Here is a 17,323-nt window from a genome sequence, read left to right as displayed (position 1 = left end):
CTGCAGCCGCGTCATCGCGGCTGCCGATGAAAAGTTTGGCCGCATCGATGCGCTGGTGAATGTTGCTGCGATCACCGATCGCGGTACCATTCTTGATACGGATGAAGCGCTGTTTGACCGCATGTTCGCGATCAACACCCGTGCCCCCTTCTTCCTGATCCAGGATGCGGTGAAGCTGATGCTGCGTGATGGTGTCGAAGGCACCATCGTCAACATCTCCTCGATGTCATCCATGGCTGGCCAGCCCTTCATAGCCGCCTATTGCGCCTCCAAGGGCGCACTCGACACGCTGACCCGCAATGTCGCCTTTGGCCTTCTCAAGAACCGCATCCGCTGCAATGGTTTGAACATCGGCTGGATGGCAAGCGATGGTGAAGATCGCATCCAGCGGGAATATCACGGCGCGCCTGCTGACTGGCTGGACGAAGCCGCCGCCCGTCAGCCCTTCGGTCGCTTGGTCGATCCCGCCGAAGTGGCCCGTGCCTGCGCCTATCTCTCGTCGGAGGAAAGCGGCCTCATGACGGGTGCCACGATCAATTTCGATCAGTCGATCTGGGGGGCGTATGAGGACAGCCCGCATCCCGAAAATAAAATGACACTTTGAGGGGAGGGAGGGAAGTCGCGGAACCCCCGACGCGGCTTCCCTCAGCGTGTGGACACGTAGAGGTGTCGCGTGGCACTTAATCGTAAGAATGCGGATGTTTGGATCTCGTTTGGCATTTAATCTGAGAACTTCGTCAAGTGCCGTTGCAAATCAGTTGCAGGTATGGGCTATCCCGAGTTGGCCTGGACGAGCTGCCAAGTTGTTGAAGAAACGAGGTATTCCAAACCTCTATTTCCGCCGCAGCGATTGCGAAATCATCAAAGTTCATCTCGACGTCGTGGCCCGCTGTTTCTCAAGTTAGATGCCATATTCCATGCGACATTCTCAGATTAACTGCCGTGTATCAAATTAGGTGCCGCGCTATCTAATTGAAAATGTTGAGGCAGATTCTTGCGGTTAACTGCCAAACGACAAGCGTATCGAGGAGGTCATCGAGCCTGAAATCCCCGAAGAGTGCCAAGGGCTGGAGAAGGTTTTGATCGGCGAAGACCGATCCGAACGGCTCGATGTCATCCCGCCGAAGTTCAGGGTCATCGTTACCCGCCGGCCCAAATACGCGTTCAGAGGCCGTGATGGCGTGCTGCAGGCTTTGGCGCCGGCCCATATCATCGAAGCCGGCCTGCCGAGCGAACGGCTTTTGGCTTATATCGCCGTATCCAAATATGCCGATGGTCTTCCGCTCTACCGTCAGGCGACGATCTACCTGCGCGACAGCGTGGTGCTGAGCCGCTCCTTGATGGCTCAATGGATGGGACATCTCGGCTTCGAGCTCAAGATCCTGGCGGATTATATCCTGGAAAAGATCAAGGCGGGTGAAAGGGTCTTTGCCGACGAAACGACATTGCCAACGCTGATGCCTGGTTCAGGAAAAACAATAACGGCGTAGCTGTGGGCCTACGCGCGCGATGATCGGCCGTTCGGGGGATCAGGACCACCGATGGTCGCCTATCGATTTGAAGACAGCAGAGGTGGGCGCTGCGTTGCTCGGCATCTGAGCGGCTTCAGCGGCATTCTCCAGGTGGATGGGCATGGCGCCTATACCAGCATGGTCAAAGAGCAGCGCAAATCTGGCAGCAACGAGACAGTCACACTGGCCGGGTGCTGGGCGCATGTCCGGCGTAAGTTTTACGAACTCCATATCTCGGGCATCAATCAGGCGGCGACAGCCTCGGTGAAGGCGATGACCGAGTTGTGGAAGGTGGAGGACGAGATCCGCGGAAAGAGTGCTGGCGAACGTGCGGCGATGCGACAAGAGAGGTCCGCAGCCATTGTCACCCATCTCTTTGACATCTGGGAGCGGGAACTGGCAAAGGTCTCAGGCAAGTCCAAAACCGCAGAAGCGATCCGTTATGCGATGACCCGCCGGCACTCTTTGGAACTCTTCCTCACCGACGGCCGCATCGAAATCGACTCCAACATCGTCGAACGGGCAATCCGCCCCCAAACCATCACGCGCAAGAATAGTCTGTTTGCCGGAAGCGAAGGCGGTGGCAACACATGGGCAACCATCGCGACCCTTCTGCAGACAGCAAAAATGAACGACGTCGATCCGCTCGCCTGGCTGACGCAGACCCTCATTCGAATGGCCAACGGATGGCCCGCCCATGATATCGAGGCTCTCATGCCCTGGAACTTCAAGTCAGACGTGGTCGGCTAACCGCTTACTTTTGATGTCAGCCTCAGGGTCTTCCTCCCGCCATGGCGTCGATGATCCGGCAATCGGCCACCTGACCGAGACGGCATTCGGCTATCATCCGCCGCAGTTCCGTTTTCAGGTTCGTAAGACGGGCGATACGATCTTCCACGGCGTCGAGTTGGCTTTGGGCGATGCGGCTTGCATCCTCACACGATGCTTCCGGTTGTTCCTGGAGAGCCAGAAGAACGCGCACCGATGCCAGATCGAAACCAAGTTCCCGGGCATTCCGGATAAAGCACAGTCGTTGCGCGTCTGCTTCGCCATAGGTGCGACGGCCGTTGGACATCCTGGCTGGGATTGGGAGGACCCCGATGCGCTCGTAATAGCGAATAGTCTCTATGTTCACGCCCGATTTCTCGGATAAGTCGCCGATCTGCATTTTTCGTCTTGCTCCTGTAGTCACTACAGGTAGTACCATGGTCGAATTCGAATATCGAGGACCGACGAAATGGCAGCAGCTGCAACCGACACGATCCGCTATCAGGTGACGGGGATGGATTGTTCCTCCTGCGCCGCCAAGATCGAGGGGGCCGCGCGCAAGGTCGAAGGCGTGGCCGACGTGAAGGTATCGATCGCATCGCAGATTATGACACTGCAAGTTGACGAGCCGGCGAACCGCCTGCCTCTGCTGGAAAGCGCCATCACGGGTCTGGGTTATCAGCTTGACCGCATCGGCCCATCCAGCGACACGGCAGACGGCGATGACGACGACAGGATTCCGGACCTGTCGCATGTCACCCCGGCATATAAGAGGGCGCTCTGGATCGTCGTGCTGCTGAACGTTGGCTACGGAGTCGTGGAGATCGTCGGAAGCTTCCTCGCCGGCTCCCAGGCGCTACAGGCGGACGCCCTCGACTTCCTGGGGGACGGCATGATCTCATTCCTGGGGCTGGTCGCGGTCGGATGGGGCCTCGCCGCTCGCGCCAAGGCGGCTCTTCTACAGGGTGTTTTCCTCGGCCTGCTCGGACTTGGCGTCGTCGCGTCCACCATCTACAGGGTGTTTATCGAGCATCAGCCGGAATCCGTGCTCATGGGCGGCTTCGCGCTTGTCGCCTTCGTCGTCAACGTTCTGGCGGCCGTGGTGCTCATCCCGCACCGCAAGGGCGACGCGAACATGCGGGCGGTGTGGTTGTTTTCGCGAAACGACGCGATCGGCAATCTCGCGGTCGTGGCCGCCGCGGGCTTGGTCTGGTGGACGGGAACACAATGGCCTGACCTCGTGGTCGCGTTCGCAGTTGCAGGCCTCTTCCTTCAATCGGCGTGGTCGATCATCCGGGACGCAAGACAGGACCTCTCTGCGGCGAGGGACAGATGAGGGCGGTTGCTTCAATTGCCGTGGTCCTGGTCGGCGCGGCACTTGACCTGGGAGCGAAGGCGTGGGCGCGGGCGAGCCTTGAACCTTACGGTCCCCCCACGGACTTTCTGCCTTTGGTACCGTTGCGACTGACCTTCAACAAAGGCGTGTCGTTCAGCATGTTCGCTGTCGACGGCGAAATCGGCAAAGCCGTCCTGATCGGGGTTACGGGCATTATAACACTTGTCATCGCCATATGGGCGTATCGTTCGCGCGGCTGGCAACGGGCAGCCCTGTCGATGATCCTGGCTGGCGCGCTCGGAAACCTGATCGACCGCAGCATGAGGGGCGCCGTGACTGACTTCCTGAGCCTCCGCTTTGGTGAATGGGAGCCGTTCGTGTTCAATCCGGCCGATGTCTGGATTTCTTCAGGCGTGGCCCTTCTGTTGGTCCTGCAGACCACGCAAAGCGGAACCGCCGAGGTGGGCGACGGTACGTCAGCACGGTAACGGGACCTAAGGGCCATTCCTGTCATTGCGGCGAGAGTGGCAGGGCGCGCTTGTGGGCCGTCGCGACGTGCGTCGCGAGGATGCGCTGAAACGCGGGTTCTCCGATCGGCTTTCCTTCCAGGAAGTCGTCGATGTCATCATACGTGACCCCGTAGACGTCTTCATCGGGCCGCAGCGGAGCGTCGGACTCCAGATCGGCGGTCGGCACCTTGAACACCAGGTCCCTCGGCGCTCCGAGATATTCGGCGAGCGCCCGCACGCGCCGCTTGGTCAGTCCGGAAAGCGGCAGGACGTCCGCAGCGCCGTCGCCGAATTTCGTGAAGAAGCCCATCAATGCCTCCGCCGCATGGTCAGTCCCGATCACCAGGCCACGAACCGCGCCGGCGAGCGCGTACTGGGCGATCATCCGCTGGCGCGCCTTGATGTTGCCAAGGTGGAAGTCCAGCCGAACGGTTTCGAACAGGTCGCCTGCGTCCCCGCAGACCTCGGCCATCATCGCGTCGGCTGCGGGCTTTATGTCGATGGTGACTACGCGGTCGGGGCCGATGGACGCGAGCCCTCTCTGAGCGTCGGCCTCGTCGGCCTGCGTGCCATAAGGCAGTCTGACCGCGATGAACTCCGCCTTATGCCCTCTGCCCCGGAGGCGGTTCACCGCAGTCTGGGCAAGCAGTCCCGCGGTGAGCGAATCCACTCCCCCGCTGATGCCAAGGACGAGCGCTCCGCACGACGAGGCTTGCATGTAATCCGCGAGGAAGGCCGTTCTGCGCTCGGCTTCCGCGGACGCGTCGAATTCCTTCGCTACTCCGAGCGCCTCGATAATCTGCAAATGTTGGTCACGCACGACAATCCTCCATAACAGCTGTGAAATCCAAACCAGGCGAGAAAGTTGCAACCTGCCGAATCCCGACTGTCTCGTGAACTTACATGGCTGCAGATCGACACGTAACCGGAGCAGGCGCGAAGTGCGTCGCTGTCGATAACGCACTTTTCCGTGAGACCTCTTCCAACCCCGATGTCTTCGTGCCAGACTATGCGGGTGAGGTTCATGAAGGTCATCCATCGACTGCTGTTCGTGACCGCCCTGCTGGGGATTGTGGTCGGTCCCTTGAGCATCGGGGCGGCGGACAGCGTAATGGCGGCCTCCGGACCCGCGATGCACGGCATGTCCGGCATGGAGATGTCAGGCGACATGCCGTGTTGCCCTGACGAAATGCCGGCCAAGCCCGACTGCAGCGGCAAGTCATGTCCTCTGGCCTTGGTGTGTACGACGGTGATCGTCGGCCAGGTGGCTAACCCGCATTCCTGGTCGTTGAATCTCGGTTGGGTCGCCCATCGGTTCCTCATTGCCCTTCATGCGGAGCTTGCCTCCTCACTGGTCGATCCGCCAGTACGTCCTCCGCGAGTCTGATCCCACGTCAGTGAACACGTCGTCGATCGGCGCGGTCGCAGGTCTTGCGTCCGTGCGGTACCGACGGCGATCCATTTTGACTGAGGACGCGGTCACGGACCCGTCCGGATGAGACATTGAATCATGGAAAATACCACCTTCAACGCGAGGACCGCGCTCCTCGCTGGCGCGATGCTGTTCAGCACCGCCACCGCTTCCTTCGCCGGAGCGCAGGACTACGAATTCCAAGCCGTGAACACGGACATCAAACAGGGACGAGGCTCGACCGTGTCGGTACGGCTGATCGACAAGCGGACGGGCAAGGCAGTCCCCGACGCCGTCATCTTCACAACGCGGATGGACATGGCTCCCGACGGCATGGAGATGATGACCACCACCGTGGAACCCTCACCCTCCACCGAGCCGGGCGTCTACGCCTTCACGACAAACCTTTCCATGGAAGGCGGATGGCGGTTCCAGGTCGCCGCCAAGGTTCAGGGCGAGCCTGAGACGGTCAAAGGCGAAGTCGTCTTCAAGGCTGTCCCGTGAGCACCTCGCGCATCATTGTCACGCTCTCCCTCGCCGCGATCGTCGGCGGGGGAGGCTATTGGGCGGGAAAGAACGATGTCGGTGCGTACCTGCGGCGATACGTTGAAGGCACCGGGATGGCCACCGAGGCTGAACCGCGACACGAAGGAACGGGAGCGGTGATCTACTACCGTCACCCGGACGGTATGGCCGAATACTCTGCCAAACCGACGAACACGGATGACGGGCGGCCATTCACACCTGTCCGGGCAAGCGAGGACATCAGCCTCGGCGCGAGCGGGGCGGTCCTGCCTGCGGCCGACACGTCATCAGTCACACCGGAACGGAAGGTCCTGTACTACCGCAACCCCATGGGCCTTCCCGACACGTCCAAGGTGCCGAAGAAGGATTCGATGGGGATGGACTATCTCCCTGTCTATGACGGCGAAGTCAGCGACAGTTCCACCGTCAAAGTGACGCTGGGCAAACTCCAGCGGACGGGGGTGAAGACCGCGCTCGCTGAAAGGATGAACGTCAGCCGGAAAATCCGAGTACCCGGAACCGTCGCACTCGACGAGCGCATGGTCAGCATCGTTTCCATGCGGGCCGACGCCTTTGTCGAAGACGTCGCGGACGTCACGACAGGAGACAGGATCACAAAGGGCGAGAATCTCTTTCACTTCTATTCGAAGGAGATCGCCACCGCCGGGGCCGAATATGCGACGGAGATGCGCAATGGCGGCAAGCCCGGGCCGGAATCTGGCTCTGCGCTCCGCCTGAAGAACCTTGGGGTGCCCTCGGCGACGATCGCCAGCATTGCGACTGAGCGAAAGGTCCCACAAAGCATTGCCTACACCTCGCCAAGGGACGGCGTCGTGTTGGAGCGCATGGCGGTCAGCGGCATGATGGCCGAGGCTGGAGACATTCTCTTCCGCATCGCTGACGTATCGAAGGTCTGGGTGATCGCCGACGTCCCCGAATACGAACTGGGCTCCGTTCGTATGGGTGCCAACGTTTCCGTCAGCGTCCGAAACGTATCCGGCACGATCTTCCGGGGAACGGTCGACCTCATCTATCCCGAGGTGCAGATGCAGACCCGCACGACAAAGATCCGGATTGAGCTTCCTAATCCCGAGGGGCAGCTGATGGCCAACATGTATGCGGAGGTGGAGATTGAAGCGGGAGCGGGAAACCCGGTCGTTGCGGTCCCCAACAGTTCAGTCATCGACACGGGCGATCGCCAGATCGTCTTCCTCGACAAGGGCGAGGGCAGGTTCGAGCCTGTCGATGTCGCTCTCGGTGTTCGAGGTGAAGACGTGACGCAGATAACCAAGGGTGTCGTCTCGGGTGACCGCGTGGTTGTGTCCGCCAACTTCCTTCTCGATGCGGAAAGCAACCTGAACGCCGCGCTCAGCGCCCTGACCGTTGACGACGAGGCGAAGCCATGATTGCCAACGTCATCGCCTGGTCGGCCCGCAACATTGTCCTCATTTTCGTCGGCGCGGCGCTGTCCATCGCGGGTGGTGTCTATGCGCTGCGCACGCTTCCGCTGGACGCCATTCCCGATCTCTCCGACGTACAGGTCATCGTCTTCACTGACTATCCGGGCCAGGCTCCGCAGGTCGTCGAGGACCAGGTTACGTATCCGTTGACGACCTCGATGCTGACAGTGCCCAAATCGAAGGTCGTGCGGGGGTTCTCGTTCTTCGGCGTGTCTTTCGTCTATGTGATCTTCGAGGACGGAGCCGATCCCTACTGGGCGCGCAGCCGCGTGCTCGAATACTTGAACGCGGCCGCAAACCGGCTGCCTGACGGCGTGTCGCCAAGTCTCGGCCCGGATGCCACGGGCGTGGGCTGGGTCTACCAGTATGCCTTGGTCGCCAAGGAGCTGTCGCTCGCGGAGCTGCGTTCACTTCAGGACTGGGTAGTACGCTTCGCCGTCTCCAAGTCCGAGGGAGTGGCGGAGGTGGCCAGCGTCGGCGGCTTCGTCAAGCAATATTCCATCGTCGTTGATCCAGCCCGGCTAAGGGCCCAGAATGTCTCGCTTTCGGATATCGCCGATGCCGTGCGCTCCAGCAACCGCGATGTCGGCGGGCGCACGATCGAACTTTCCGAATTTGAGTTCATGGTGCGTGGCAAGGGCTACCTGCAGGGCATCAGGGACATCGAGAGCATTGTCCTGAACACCAGTGCGGGCGTTCCGCTGCGTCTGTCCGACGTTGCGAGAGTGGAATTGGTCCCGGACGAGCGGCGCGGGATCACAGAGCTGAACGGAGACGGCGAAGTCGCGAGCGGAATCGTCCTCCAGCGCGACGGCGCGAATGCGCTGACCGTCATCGAAAATGCGAAGGAAAGCTTGGCGGCGGTGCAGAGCAGTCTTCCGGCTGGTACCGAAATCCTGCCCGTCTATGATCGTTCGAAACTCATCGAAGCGGCAATCGAGACCTTGAAAGTCACGTTGATCGAGGAATCGATCGTGGTTGCACTGGTGACTATCGCCTTCCTTTTGCATATCCGAAGCGCGCTCGTGGCCATCATCATGCTGCCGATCGGCATTCTCATCGCCTTCATGGCCATGCGGGCGCTAGGTCTGGGAGCGAACATCATGAGCCTCGGCGGGATAGCTATCGCTATCGGTGCGATGATCGACGCGGCCATCGTCATGATCGAGAACGCCCACAAGCATCTGGAACGCGCGCCTCCTGACAAGCCTCGAGCCGAAGTGCTGATCGAGGCGGCAAGCGAGGTCGGCCCGGCGCTTTTCTTCAGCCTGCTGATCATCACGGTGTCGTTCCTGCCGATTTTTACGCTTGAATCGCAAGAGGGCCGCCTGTTCGGACCGCTCGCCTTCACCAAGACCTTCGCGATGGCGGCGGCAGCGCTGCTGTCCATCACACTTGTTCCGGCACTGATGATCCTGTTCGTCCGCGGCCGCATTGTCCCAGAACACAAGAATCCGCTGAACAGACTGCTGATCTGGATATACCGTCCGGTCATCGCGGGCGTCCTTAAGGCCAAGAGCCTGACAATCCTGGTAGCCATCGTGATCCTCGGGGTGACCGTCTGGCCCGTGCAGCATATCGGGAGTGAGTTCATGCCTGATCTCGACGAGGGCACGCTGATGTACATGCCGACAACGCTACCCGGCCTCTCGGTGACAAAAGCGGCGGAGCTCATGCAAACGCAGGATCGCATCATCAAATCTTTCCCCGAGGTCGAGTCGGTGTTCGGCAAGGCGGGTAGGGCGTTGACGGCAACCGATCCGGCTCCGACGGAAATGTTTGAGACCATCATCACCCTGAAACCCAAGTCCGAATGGCGGCCGGGCGTCACGTCTGACAGTCTGAAACAGGAGATGGACGCGGCACTTCAGTTTCCCGGTGTCTCCAACGCCTGGACGATGCCCATCCGCGCCCGCATCGACATGCTTTCGACCGGAATACGCACGCCCGTCGGCGTCAAGGTCTACGGGACCAACCTGAACGAGATGGAGAAGGTCGCTCGCGATATAGAGACCGTTCTCAAGGCGGTGCCGGGAACGTCGAGTGCCTACGCCGAGCGCGTCATCGGTGGATACTATCTCGATATCATCCCTGATCGCATGGCGCTCGGGCGCTATGGGCTTTCGATCGACGATGTCCAGGATGTCATCGGAATGGCCCTGGGGTCCGAGGTCGTGACCTCGACGGTGGAGGGCAGAGAGCGGTACGGCGTCGCCATCCGTTACCCAAGGGCTTTCCGAAGCGATCCCCAGTCCATCGCGAGGGACGTCCAGGTATCATTGCCCGGTGGCGGCACGGTTCCGTTGGGCGAGGTCGCCGAAGTCAAGCTCACGCGCGGTGCCACGACCATAAGGACGGAGAACGGCCAGCTCGCCGTCTATATCTTCGTAGACATCGCCAACCGCGACCTTGGGGGCTACGTTGCCGAAGCCCAAGAAGCCGTCGCGGCGAGCGTCGAGATGCCCACGGGCTATTCCGTCGCATGGAGCGGGCAATTCGAATATCTGGAACGGGCAAAGGACCGGCTAATGATCGTCGTCCCGCTGACGCTGGCGCTGATCTTCCTGTTGCTCTACCTGAACTTTAAGGCATTGACCGAAACACTGATCGTCATGCTGTCTCTGCCGTTCGCTTTGGTCGGCGGCATCTGGATGATGTGGTGGCTGGGCTTCAACGCTTCCGTCGCCGTCGCGGTCGGGTTCATCGCGCTTGCAGGCGTGGCGGCCGAAACCGGTGTGATCATGCTGATCTATCTCGACCACGCGCTCAGGGACGAGAAGGCCAAATCCAAGGCCGAGGGCAGGGCATTCGAAAAGGAAGACCTCGACAGGGCGATCATGATCGGGGCGGTCGAGCGTGTTAGACCGAAGATGATGACCGTCGTGGCGATCATGGCGGGTCTCGTGCCTATCCTCTGGAGCACGGGAGCGGGGTCGGAAATCATGCAGCGGATCGCCGTGCCGATGATCGGCGGCATGGTATCATCGACGTTGCTGACGTTGATCGTGATTCCCGCCGTCTACGGCTTGGTCAAGGGCTACGGGTTGAAGCGAGCACGCGAGGTGAGCCAGTTTCCGGCTTCCGTAACGGCAGAAGCTTTTTGAGAAGGAGAACGACGATGAATCGAAGAAAATTCCTTTGCACCCTGGTCGCTGTCGCAGCGTTGCCCGTCACTGGAACGGCGCTGGCGGCAGGTGAAGGCATGATCGTGTATAAGGACCCCAACTGCGGCTGTTGTTACGCGTGGGCTGCGGCAATGACAAATGCTGGGTTTGTGGTGAAGGCCGAAGAGGTAGTCGACATCGAGGTCGTGAAGGACCGTTTCAATGTCCCGACCGACCTCCGTGGCTGCCACACGGCCGTGGTCGCAGGCTACTACCTGGAGGGTCATGTGCCGCTAGAGGCGGTGACGAGACTGCTCGCGGAGAGGCCCGATCTTGCGGGCCTCGCCGTGCCGGGCATGCCTGTGGGGTCATTGGGCATGGGAGACAGCCCTAGCGCTTCATATGACGTCATGTCCGTTGGAAGGGACGGCATTGGTACCCTCTACCAAGCGGTGAGGCCTAAGATCTAACCGTAGGATGGCATGACGTTTTAGGTTGCAGCACTTTTGGGTGCGTCTTCTATTGAAGTCATCGCGGTGGTTAGTGGCCACGATCGGTGTGACCCTGCCCGCAGGTCTGGTTGATGGGTAGAAGGTTTGAATCTCTGTTGGCTAAAAGGCAGCTTGAGCTTTCCGGCTGAATTAATCCGTTTCATTGAGAGATTTTTCTTGCGCCTCTAGTGGCTAGAGGTCGTACGGTTAATCTTTCACAATGTGAGGATTTCCAGTGAGCAACTCGTTACACACTCGTTTCCGGGTAATCGGAATGGGTGGCGTCGCCTTAACCGAGTTTGGGATGCGGTAGTCTCTTCGACCTGAACTTCACGCATCAATCGACAAAGCGATTTCCCGCCAGGTCGAGATGGCGTGAGTGCGAAGCTGGCGATGGTCTGCGGCGGTCAAGTCTTTGCGGTGAAGAAGGAAGAGATTGGCGATCTGGCCGTGAGTGGAGACGAAACGCTGACATTGCCGCGCGGACTTGAAGCGCATCATGCGCCGCTCTCGTCGTCGCACAGCAAGATGGGAATTTTCAGCCTGGTTGTTCAATCCCTTGTGCGAGCGATGTTCGACCTTCGGCATCAAATCCGCCTTCGCAGCCGAATAGGAACGCAGCTTGTCGGTCAGCATCACGCGCGGGGCGATGCCTTGACCCTTGAGCAGTTTGCGCATCAGACGCAAGGCTGCTGCCTTGTTCCTTCGGCTTTGCAAGAGGGCGTCGAGAACGTAGCCGTTGGCATCGACGGCGCGCCACAGCCAGTATTTCTTTCCCTTGATCGTCACCACCATCTCATCGAGCTGCCACTTGTCGGCAAACTGGCCTCGTGAGCGGCGTCGGAGCTGATTGGCGAACTTCAAGCCAAATTTCGCCGCCCATTCCGAGACGGTCTGGAATGAGACGTTGATGCCGCGCTCGGCCAACAGATCTTCGACGTCGCGTAAACTGAGCGGAAATCGGAAATACAGCCAGACCGCATGGGTGATGATCTCGGCAGGAAAGCGGTGGCGTCTGAAGTGGGCGGCAGGGAATTCGGTCATGACAATCCGAATATCAAGTCGGCTAAAACAGGCGGTTAAGGCGACGCCACCTCCGAACCCGTACATCGCTTGCACGCCTAGAGCTTGGCCTTCGCGAAAACGTCGACCAATTCATCAAACTTTCGTCGCTGAACCTCCGCATTGCCCGAGATGATCGCTTCTTCAACGCAAAAAGCCGCATGGGCCTTCAGCACTTGAGTTTCGACCTTCGAGAGAGCGGCTTTTACTGCATGAAGCTGATGAAGGATTTCGATGCAATAGCGCTCATCCTCCACCATCTGACCGACGCCGCGGACCTGTCCGGCAATTCGGTTAAGAGAGGTCAGAATACTGCTCCTGTCTTTGTCGCACATGCCAATACCCCTACATGGTATGGGTACTGAACTCTCGAAACGCTGGTCGGTTCCGAAGGGCGTGCAACTTCTGTCTCGAACTCTTGACCACCAGCAGCGCGTGCCCACGCATACGAGATCACGGACGGGAGCTTTGGGGCCGAGCCAGAACTTAATCCACATCAAAGATTCACGGTGCTCGGCAGCGCATGCTGGGATCAACAGCAAATCGCCTGGACGCCACATCTATACGCATCACCCCCGGAGACTGCACCATGGATAGCGAGGTTCCTGCATACGGCCTTTGGTCATTGGTAATTCTCAACTCAGCGGTCTTCATTTTCTTCGCATTTTCATTCTTCAAACCCTCGACAACCCGCGATTGGCGATCGTTCGGGGCCTTTAGCGCCTTCATCGTCGCGCTATTCGCCGAGATGTACGGGTTTCCCTTGACGATATTTCTCGTCTCGGGCTGGCTGCAGTCGCGCTATCCCGGCATCGATTGGTTCTCGCACGATGCCGGGCATCTTCTGGAAGAACTTTTTGGCTGGCGCTCCAATCCACATTTCGGACCGTTCCACATAGCGAGCTTTGTCTTCATCGGCGGGGGATTCGTTCTCATCTCGGCCGCCTGGAAGGTGCTGTATGAAGCTCAGCGCACTCGGATACTTGCCACGAGCGGGCCATATGCTTGGATTCGTCATCCGCAGTACGCCGGCTTCGTGCTCGTCCTGTTCGGCTTTCTCCTGCAATGGCCCACACTGCTGACCCTGGGAATGTTTCCTTTCCTGGTCGTCATGTACTGGCGCCTCGCTCGTTTTGAGGAGCGGCAGGCAATTGCGGAGCATGGCGGCGAATATGAGCGGTACATGCGGGATGTCCCCGGCTTCATCCCTCGCTTTCTTGGCCCGCCGGCCGATAAAGCACGCCCCTAATTGCCGGCCTGACCTATCCACCTTCCGCCATTGCTGAAGGACGCGACGGCGCTAGATCACGAAAAAGGTAGAGCAAAATGACACATAGAACTTCTGTTCGCGTCGCGGTGAACGGTTTCGGCGTTATTGGCAAACGTGTCGTGGACGCGGTGCTTCGACAAGAGGACATGGAGCTCGCAGGTGTGTGCGATGTCGTCGGCGACTGGCGTTTGCGAACCCTCAGCCAAAAGGACGTCACCCTGTACGGTGCCTCGGAAGAAGCTGTTCTCAGCCTGAAGGACGCGGGGTTTGAGGTTTCTGGCACGCTCGATCATCTCCTTGACAAAGCCGACATCGTTGTCGATTGCACTCCGAAGCACGTCGCCGCAGCAAACGTCGAGCGTTACAAATCTCGCCGCATCAAGTTCATTGTCCATGGCGGCGAAAAGCATTCGGTCACAGGCCATTCCTTTGTCGCCGAAAGCTCCTTCGCCAGTGCGGTCGGACGTGATGCGACCCGCGTCGTGTCGTGCAACACCACGTCTATCGTCCGAACGCTGACCGCTCTGAAGCAGGCAGGTCTGCTGAAGCGCGCTCGCGGCACCTTGCTGAGACGGGCAACGGACCCTTGGGAAAGCCACCTTGGCGGCATAATGAATACGCTCGTTCCCGAGCCCGAGATACCTAGCCATCAGGGTCCAGATGCCCAGAAAGTCGACCCGGATCTGGATGTCGTGACCATGGCCGTGAAGGTGCCGGAGACAATTGCACATCTGCACTACTGGTCGGTGCAGCTCACGCGAAATGCGGAGAAGGAGGAAGTCCTTGACGCATTCCGCGCGTCGTCCCGGATAGCTCTAGTACGAACGGCCGACGGCCTCACCGCTATCAACACGATCAAGGAACTGATGGCTGACCTCCATAGGCCGTTCGGCAACCTATATGAAGTCGCGCTATGGGAGGACATGCTGCGCACCGAGCGGGATGAGCTCTTCTACGCCTACATGGTGGACAATCAAGCGATCGTTATTCCTGATACGATCGACGCCATTCGCGCATTGTCTGGCCTGACACAGAATGCCGAGTTTTCCATTGCACGGACCAACACCGCCCTCGGCGTCAGGCAACGGTTCTATTAACCCGCAAGCGAGTGCCGCCCAAAAGCGGCACTCATTCGGAAATGCCAGCGACTGCGCCTTTGCGCGGTCTAATCGACACATCCTCGTCCTCCTCATCGGTCTCCAGGCGCATAAGAATTGGACAGTGAGGGCGATGGTCGCCACGGCAGGCGTTAACCAACATCTTCAGTGTTTGTGCCATTTCCTGCAAGGCTTGGATCTTTCTCTCAAGTTCCGCGATATGACCCTCGGCCAACCGCTTGACCTCCGCACTCTGGCGCGACTCGTCCCGCCACAGTTCCAGAAGTCCGTTGATCTCAGCGACGGAGAAGCCAAGGTCGCGTGCGCGACGGATGAAACGCAGCATATGCACGTCTGTATCTGAGTAGTCCCGATAGCCGGACCCTGTACGATCTGCCCGTGGTATCAAGCCGGTCTGCTCGTAGTAGCGGATCATCTTGGCCGAAACGCCGGATGCTCTGGATGCTTGTCCAATGTTCATGAGCGATTTCCCTTCGTAGTGGACACCGTCCTTGGCAGGCGGCGTCACCCTTTATTAATGAGCAGCCCGAAAGCGACGAAGCCGCAGGGCATTGCCCAGCACGAACACACTCGACAAGGCCATCGCGCCCGCCGCGAACACGGGCGAGAGAAGGATACCGAATCCGGGGAAAAGCGCGCCCGCCGCCACAGGGATGAGCGCCGTATTGTAAGCGAATGCCCAGAATAGGTTCTGTCGAATGTTGCCGATTGTCGCCTTCGACAACGCTATCGCGTTGGGCACGCCTTGCAGGCTGCCTGACATCAGTACGACGTCGGCGGCTTCGATTGCTATGTCCGTGCCCGTCCCAATGGCGAGACCTACATCCGCCTCCGCCAAGGCCGGGGCGTCGTTGATTCCGTCGCCGACGAAGGCCACCTTGCCATATTGTTCCTTGAGACGGCGAACCGCATCAACCTTGCCGTCCGGCAACACCTCCGCCGCCACGTCATCGATCCCGAGTTGAGCGGCGATGGCCTTGGCGGTGCGCATGTTGTCCCCGGTGATCATCGCAACCTTCAGGCCAAGACCGTGCAACGCCTTGATTGCGGCGGGCGTGGTCTCCTTGATCGGGTCGGCCACTGCGATGATCGCCGCGATCTTTCCCTCTATCGCAGCATAGAGCGGCGACTTACCCTCGTTACCGAGACGTTCGGCCGTCTCGCTAAACTGCGCAACGTCATGACCGAGCTCGACCATGTATCGATCAGCGCCGATTTCGACGCGCCGACCCTCGACCAAAGCTTTCACACCGAAGCCTGTTACCGATTCAAAGTCAGACACCGCCGGCATCCGAACGCCTTCCGCAGCGGCCGCATCCACGATCGCCCGCGCGATTGGATGTTCCGATTTCGCCTCGACAGCAGCCACCGTACCCAGAACCTCGGGTCGGTCGAAGCCTGCGGCAAGTTCCAGATCGGTCAAGGCCGGCTTTCCTTCGGTTAGCGTACCCGTCTTGTCCACGGCGACCACACTGGCGTCTTTCAGCAACTGGAGCGCCTCGCCTTTGCGAAAGAGGACCCCCAGCTCCGCACCGCGGCCTGTGCCGACCATGATGGACGTCGGCGTAGCCAGACCCATGGCGCAGGGGCAGGCGATGATCAGGACGGCGACAGCGTTGACCAGCGCGAAGGTGAGGGCGGGCGACGGCCCGAAATACAGCCAGGAAGCAAAAGTGAACGCCGCTACCACAAAGACCGCTGGCACAAACCACATGGTTACCTTGTCGACCAGCGCCTGGATGGGAAGTTTGGAACCCTGTGCCTCCTCCACCATACGGATGATCTGCGACAGAACCGTATCCCCGCCGACCGCCGTCGCCCGGAAAGCGAAGGCGCCCTTCTGGTTGACAGTGCCGCCCACGACCACGCTACCGATCGCCTTCGAGACCGGAACAGGTTCTCCGGTAATCATCGACTCATCGACATAGCTATCACCTTCGACCACTTCACCATCGACGGGAATGCGTTCGCCGGGGCGAACCTCAACGATGTCGTCGGAAGTCACCGAACCGATCGGCAAGTCGACCGTCTTGCCATCCCTGCGAACCCGCGCAGTCTTTGCCTGAAGGCCGACCAGCCGCTTGATCGCCTCGGACGTGCGCCCTTTGGCACGGGCTTCCAGCAAGCGGCCAAGCAGGATGAGAGTGACTATGACTGCCGCAGCTTCGAAATAAACGTTGATCGTTCCAGGCGGGAGGAAGCCCGGTGCGAAGGTTGCAACCAAGGAGTAGCCGTAGGCAGCAAGCGAACCGACCGCCACCAGTGAATTCATGTCGGGCGCCATCCGCCAGAGGGCTGGAATTCCCTTGTCATAGAAGCGAATGCCCGGAACGAAGAGCACGAGGGTCGTCAGCACGAACTGGATGTACCAGCTCCACTGCATGCCGATTGTCGATTCGATCAATGCATGACCGCCTGGGATGACATGGGATCCCATTTCCATGAGAAAGACTGGAGCTGTAAGCACCGCAGCCATCGTGAAATCACGGGCCAGTTCGCGCCGCTCCGCTTCCTTTCTCTCCGCTTGCTCGGCATTTGCATCCTCGTGGTCAGGGCCGGCATTTGCGCGCACTACCTCGGCTTCGTAGCCAGCATCTGCGATGGCGGCGATCAACTCAGCCGTGTTGGCGCCGCCGCGCACCGTGGCCCGTTCCGTGGCCAGATTGACCACTGCCTCGGTAACCCCTGAAACAGCCTTCAAGGCGCGCTCGACCCGCCCGACACACGACGCGCATGTCATGCCTTGGATCGACAGCTC

At 59.7% G+C, this 17,323-nt stretch carries 16 protein-coding genes and 1 pseudogene; 11 read left to right on the top strand and 6 right to left on the bottom strand.

What is annotated here, in order from left to right; genetic code table 11:
• Positions 1-604, top strand: a 604-nt coding sequence (locus tag RHIZ70P_RS21790; RefSeq protein ID WP_147294045.1) for an SDR family oxidoreductase, incomplete at its 5' end; no start/stop codon positions are given.
• Between the two features lie 403 nt (positions 605-1,007).
• Positions 1,008-2,261 (top strand): annotated as a pseudogene (gene tnpC / locus RHIZ70P_RS21785) (IS66 family transposase); the annotation flags it as partial.
• A gap of 22 nt (positions 2,262-2,283) precedes the next feature.
• Here tnpC and RHIZ70P_RS21780 read toward each other — a convergent pair.
• On the bottom strand, positions 2,284-2,679 hold the full coding sequence (locus RHIZ70P_RS21780; RefSeq protein ID WP_097143401.1) for a MerR family transcriptional regulator: 396 nt from the start codon (positions 2,677-2,679) through the stop codon (positions 2,284-2,286).
• A 69-nt stretch (positions 2,680-2,748) separates the two neighbouring features.
• On the opposite strand from RHIZ70P_RS21780, the gene RHIZ70P_RS21775 reads away from it, so the two are divergent.
• Together RHIZ70P_RS21775 and lspA are read left to right on the top strand one after the other, a co-directional pair.
• Positions 2,749-3,615: a cation diffusion facilitator family transporter gene (locus tag RHIZ70P_RS21775; protein WP_225341519.1), complete on the top strand. Its 867-nt coding sequence runs from the start codon at positions 2,749-2,751 to the stop codon at positions 3,613-3,615.
• On the top strand, positions 3,612-4,103 hold the full coding sequence (lspA, locus tag RHIZ70P_RS21770; RefSeq protein WP_080843345.1) for a signal peptidase II: 492 nt from the start codon (positions 3,612-3,614) through the stop codon (positions 4,101-4,103). Before RHIZ70P_RS21775 ends, lspA begins: the two co-directional genes overlap by 4 nt.
• Before the next feature lie 22 nt (positions 4,104-4,125).
• Here lspA and nadE read toward each other — a convergent pair whose 3' ends face one another.
• Entirely contained in the window at positions 4,126-4,944 is an 819-nt protein-coding gene (nadE, locus tag RHIZ70P_RS21765; RefSeq protein ID WP_230175143.1) for an ammonia-dependent NAD(+) synthetase, read from the bottom strand.
• A 204-nt stretch (positions 4,945-5,148) separates the two neighbouring features.
• Here nadE and RHIZ70P_RS21760 point away from each other — a divergent pair, with 204 nt between their 5' ends.
• The 5 genes from RHIZ70P_RS21760 to RHIZ70P_RS21740 all read left to right on the top strand — a co-directional run bounded on the left by RHIZ70P_RS21760 (position 5,149) and on the right by RHIZ70P_RS21740 (position 11,094).
• On the top strand, positions 5,149-5,511 hold the full coding sequence (locus tag RHIZ70P_RS21760; protein WP_225341520.1) for a hypothetical protein: 363 nt from the start codon (positions 5,149-5,151) through the stop codon (positions 5,509-5,511).
• A 123-nt stretch (positions 5,512-5,634) separates the two neighbouring features.
• Entirely contained in the window at positions 5,635-6,039 is a 405-nt protein-coding gene (locus RHIZ70P_RS21755) for a FixH family protein (RefSeq protein ID WP_080843343.1), read from the top strand.
• Complete coding sequence (locus RHIZ70P_RS21750; RefSeq protein WP_080843342.1) at positions 6,036-7,466, top strand: efflux RND transporter periplasmic adaptor subunit; 1,431 nt, start codon at positions 6,036-6,038, stop codon at positions 7,464-7,466. The genes RHIZ70P_RS21755 and RHIZ70P_RS21750 overlap by 4 nt, the downstream gene beginning before the upstream one ends.
• Positions 7,463-10,624, top strand: coding sequence for an efflux RND transporter permease subunit (locus tag RHIZ70P_RS21745; RefSeq protein WP_115672665.1), 3,162 nt, complete (start codon positions 7,463-7,465; stop codon positions 10,622-10,624). The genes RHIZ70P_RS21750 and RHIZ70P_RS21745 overlap by 4 nt, the downstream gene beginning before the upstream one ends.
• A 14-nt stretch (positions 10,625-10,638) precedes the next feature.
• Positions 10,639-11,094, top strand: a complete 456-nt coding sequence (locus RHIZ70P_RS21740) for a DUF411 domain-containing protein (protein ID WP_080843340.1) — start codon at positions 10,639-10,641, stop codon at positions 11,092-11,094.
• A 351-nt stretch (positions 11,095-11,445) separates the two neighbouring features.
• Here RHIZ70P_RS21740 and RHIZ70P_RS21735 read toward each other — a convergent pair whose 3' ends face one another.
• Both RHIZ70P_RS21735 and RHIZ70P_RS21730 read right to left on the bottom strand, forming a co-directional pair.
• Positions 11,446-12,159 carry an IS6 family transposase gene (locus RHIZ70P_RS21735; RefSeq protein WP_037095196.1) on the bottom strand — a complete coding sequence of 238 codons (714 nt, stop codon included), beginning with the start codon at positions 12,157-12,159 and terminating at the stop codon, positions 11,446-11,448.
• Positions 12,160-12,236: 77 nt separating this feature from the next.
• Entirely contained in the window at positions 12,237-12,512 is a 276-nt protein-coding gene (locus RHIZ70P_RS21730) for a metal-sensitive transcriptional regulator (RefSeq protein WP_080843339.1), read from the bottom strand.
• A 254-nt stretch (positions 12,513-12,766) separates the two neighbouring features.
• Between RHIZ70P_RS21730 and RHIZ70P_RS21725 the strand changes: the two genes are divergently transcribed.
• Together RHIZ70P_RS21725 and RHIZ70P_RS21720 are read left to right on the top strand one after the other, a co-directional pair.
• The gene (locus RHIZ70P_RS21725) at positions 12,767-13,426 is read left to right on the top strand and encodes a methyltransferase family protein (protein ID WP_080843338.1); all 660 of its coding nucleotides are present in this window, start codon (positions 12,767-12,769) and stop codon (positions 13,424-13,426) included.
• A gap of 77 nt (positions 13,427-13,503) precedes the next feature.
• Complete coding sequence (locus RHIZ70P_RS21720; RefSeq protein ID WP_080843337.1) at positions 13,504-14,544, top strand: type II glyceraldehyde-3-phosphate dehydrogenase; 1,041 nt, start codon at positions 13,504-13,506, stop codon at positions 14,542-14,544.
• A gap of 31 nt (positions 14,545-14,575) precedes the next feature.
• On the opposite strand, the gene cueR is transcribed toward RHIZ70P_RS21720, so the two are convergent.
• Together cueR and RHIZ70P_RS21710 are read right to left on the bottom strand one after the other, a co-directional pair.
• Positions 14,576-15,025, bottom strand: a complete 450-nt coding sequence (gene cueR / locus RHIZ70P_RS21715) for a Cu(I)-responsive transcriptional regulator (protein WP_080843336.1) — start codon at positions 15,023-15,025, stop codon at positions 14,576-14,578.
• Between the two features lie 54 nt (positions 15,026-15,079).
• Positions 15,080-17,323: heavy metal translocating P-type ATPase (locus RHIZ70P_RS21710; protein WP_147294044.1), on the bottom strand; the 2,244-nt coding region annotated here is incomplete at its 5' end.

The sequence above is a fragment of the Paenirhizobium selenitireducens ATCC BAA-1503 genome (assembly GCF_900492185.1).
Taxonomy (GTDB): Bacteria; Pseudomonadota; Alphaproteobacteria; order Rhizobiales; family Rhizobiaceae; genus Allorhizobium; species Allorhizobium selenitireducens_A.
The sequence above is the reverse complement of the archived record's forward strand: the minus strand, read 5'-3'. Positions and strand labels throughout refer to the sequence as shown.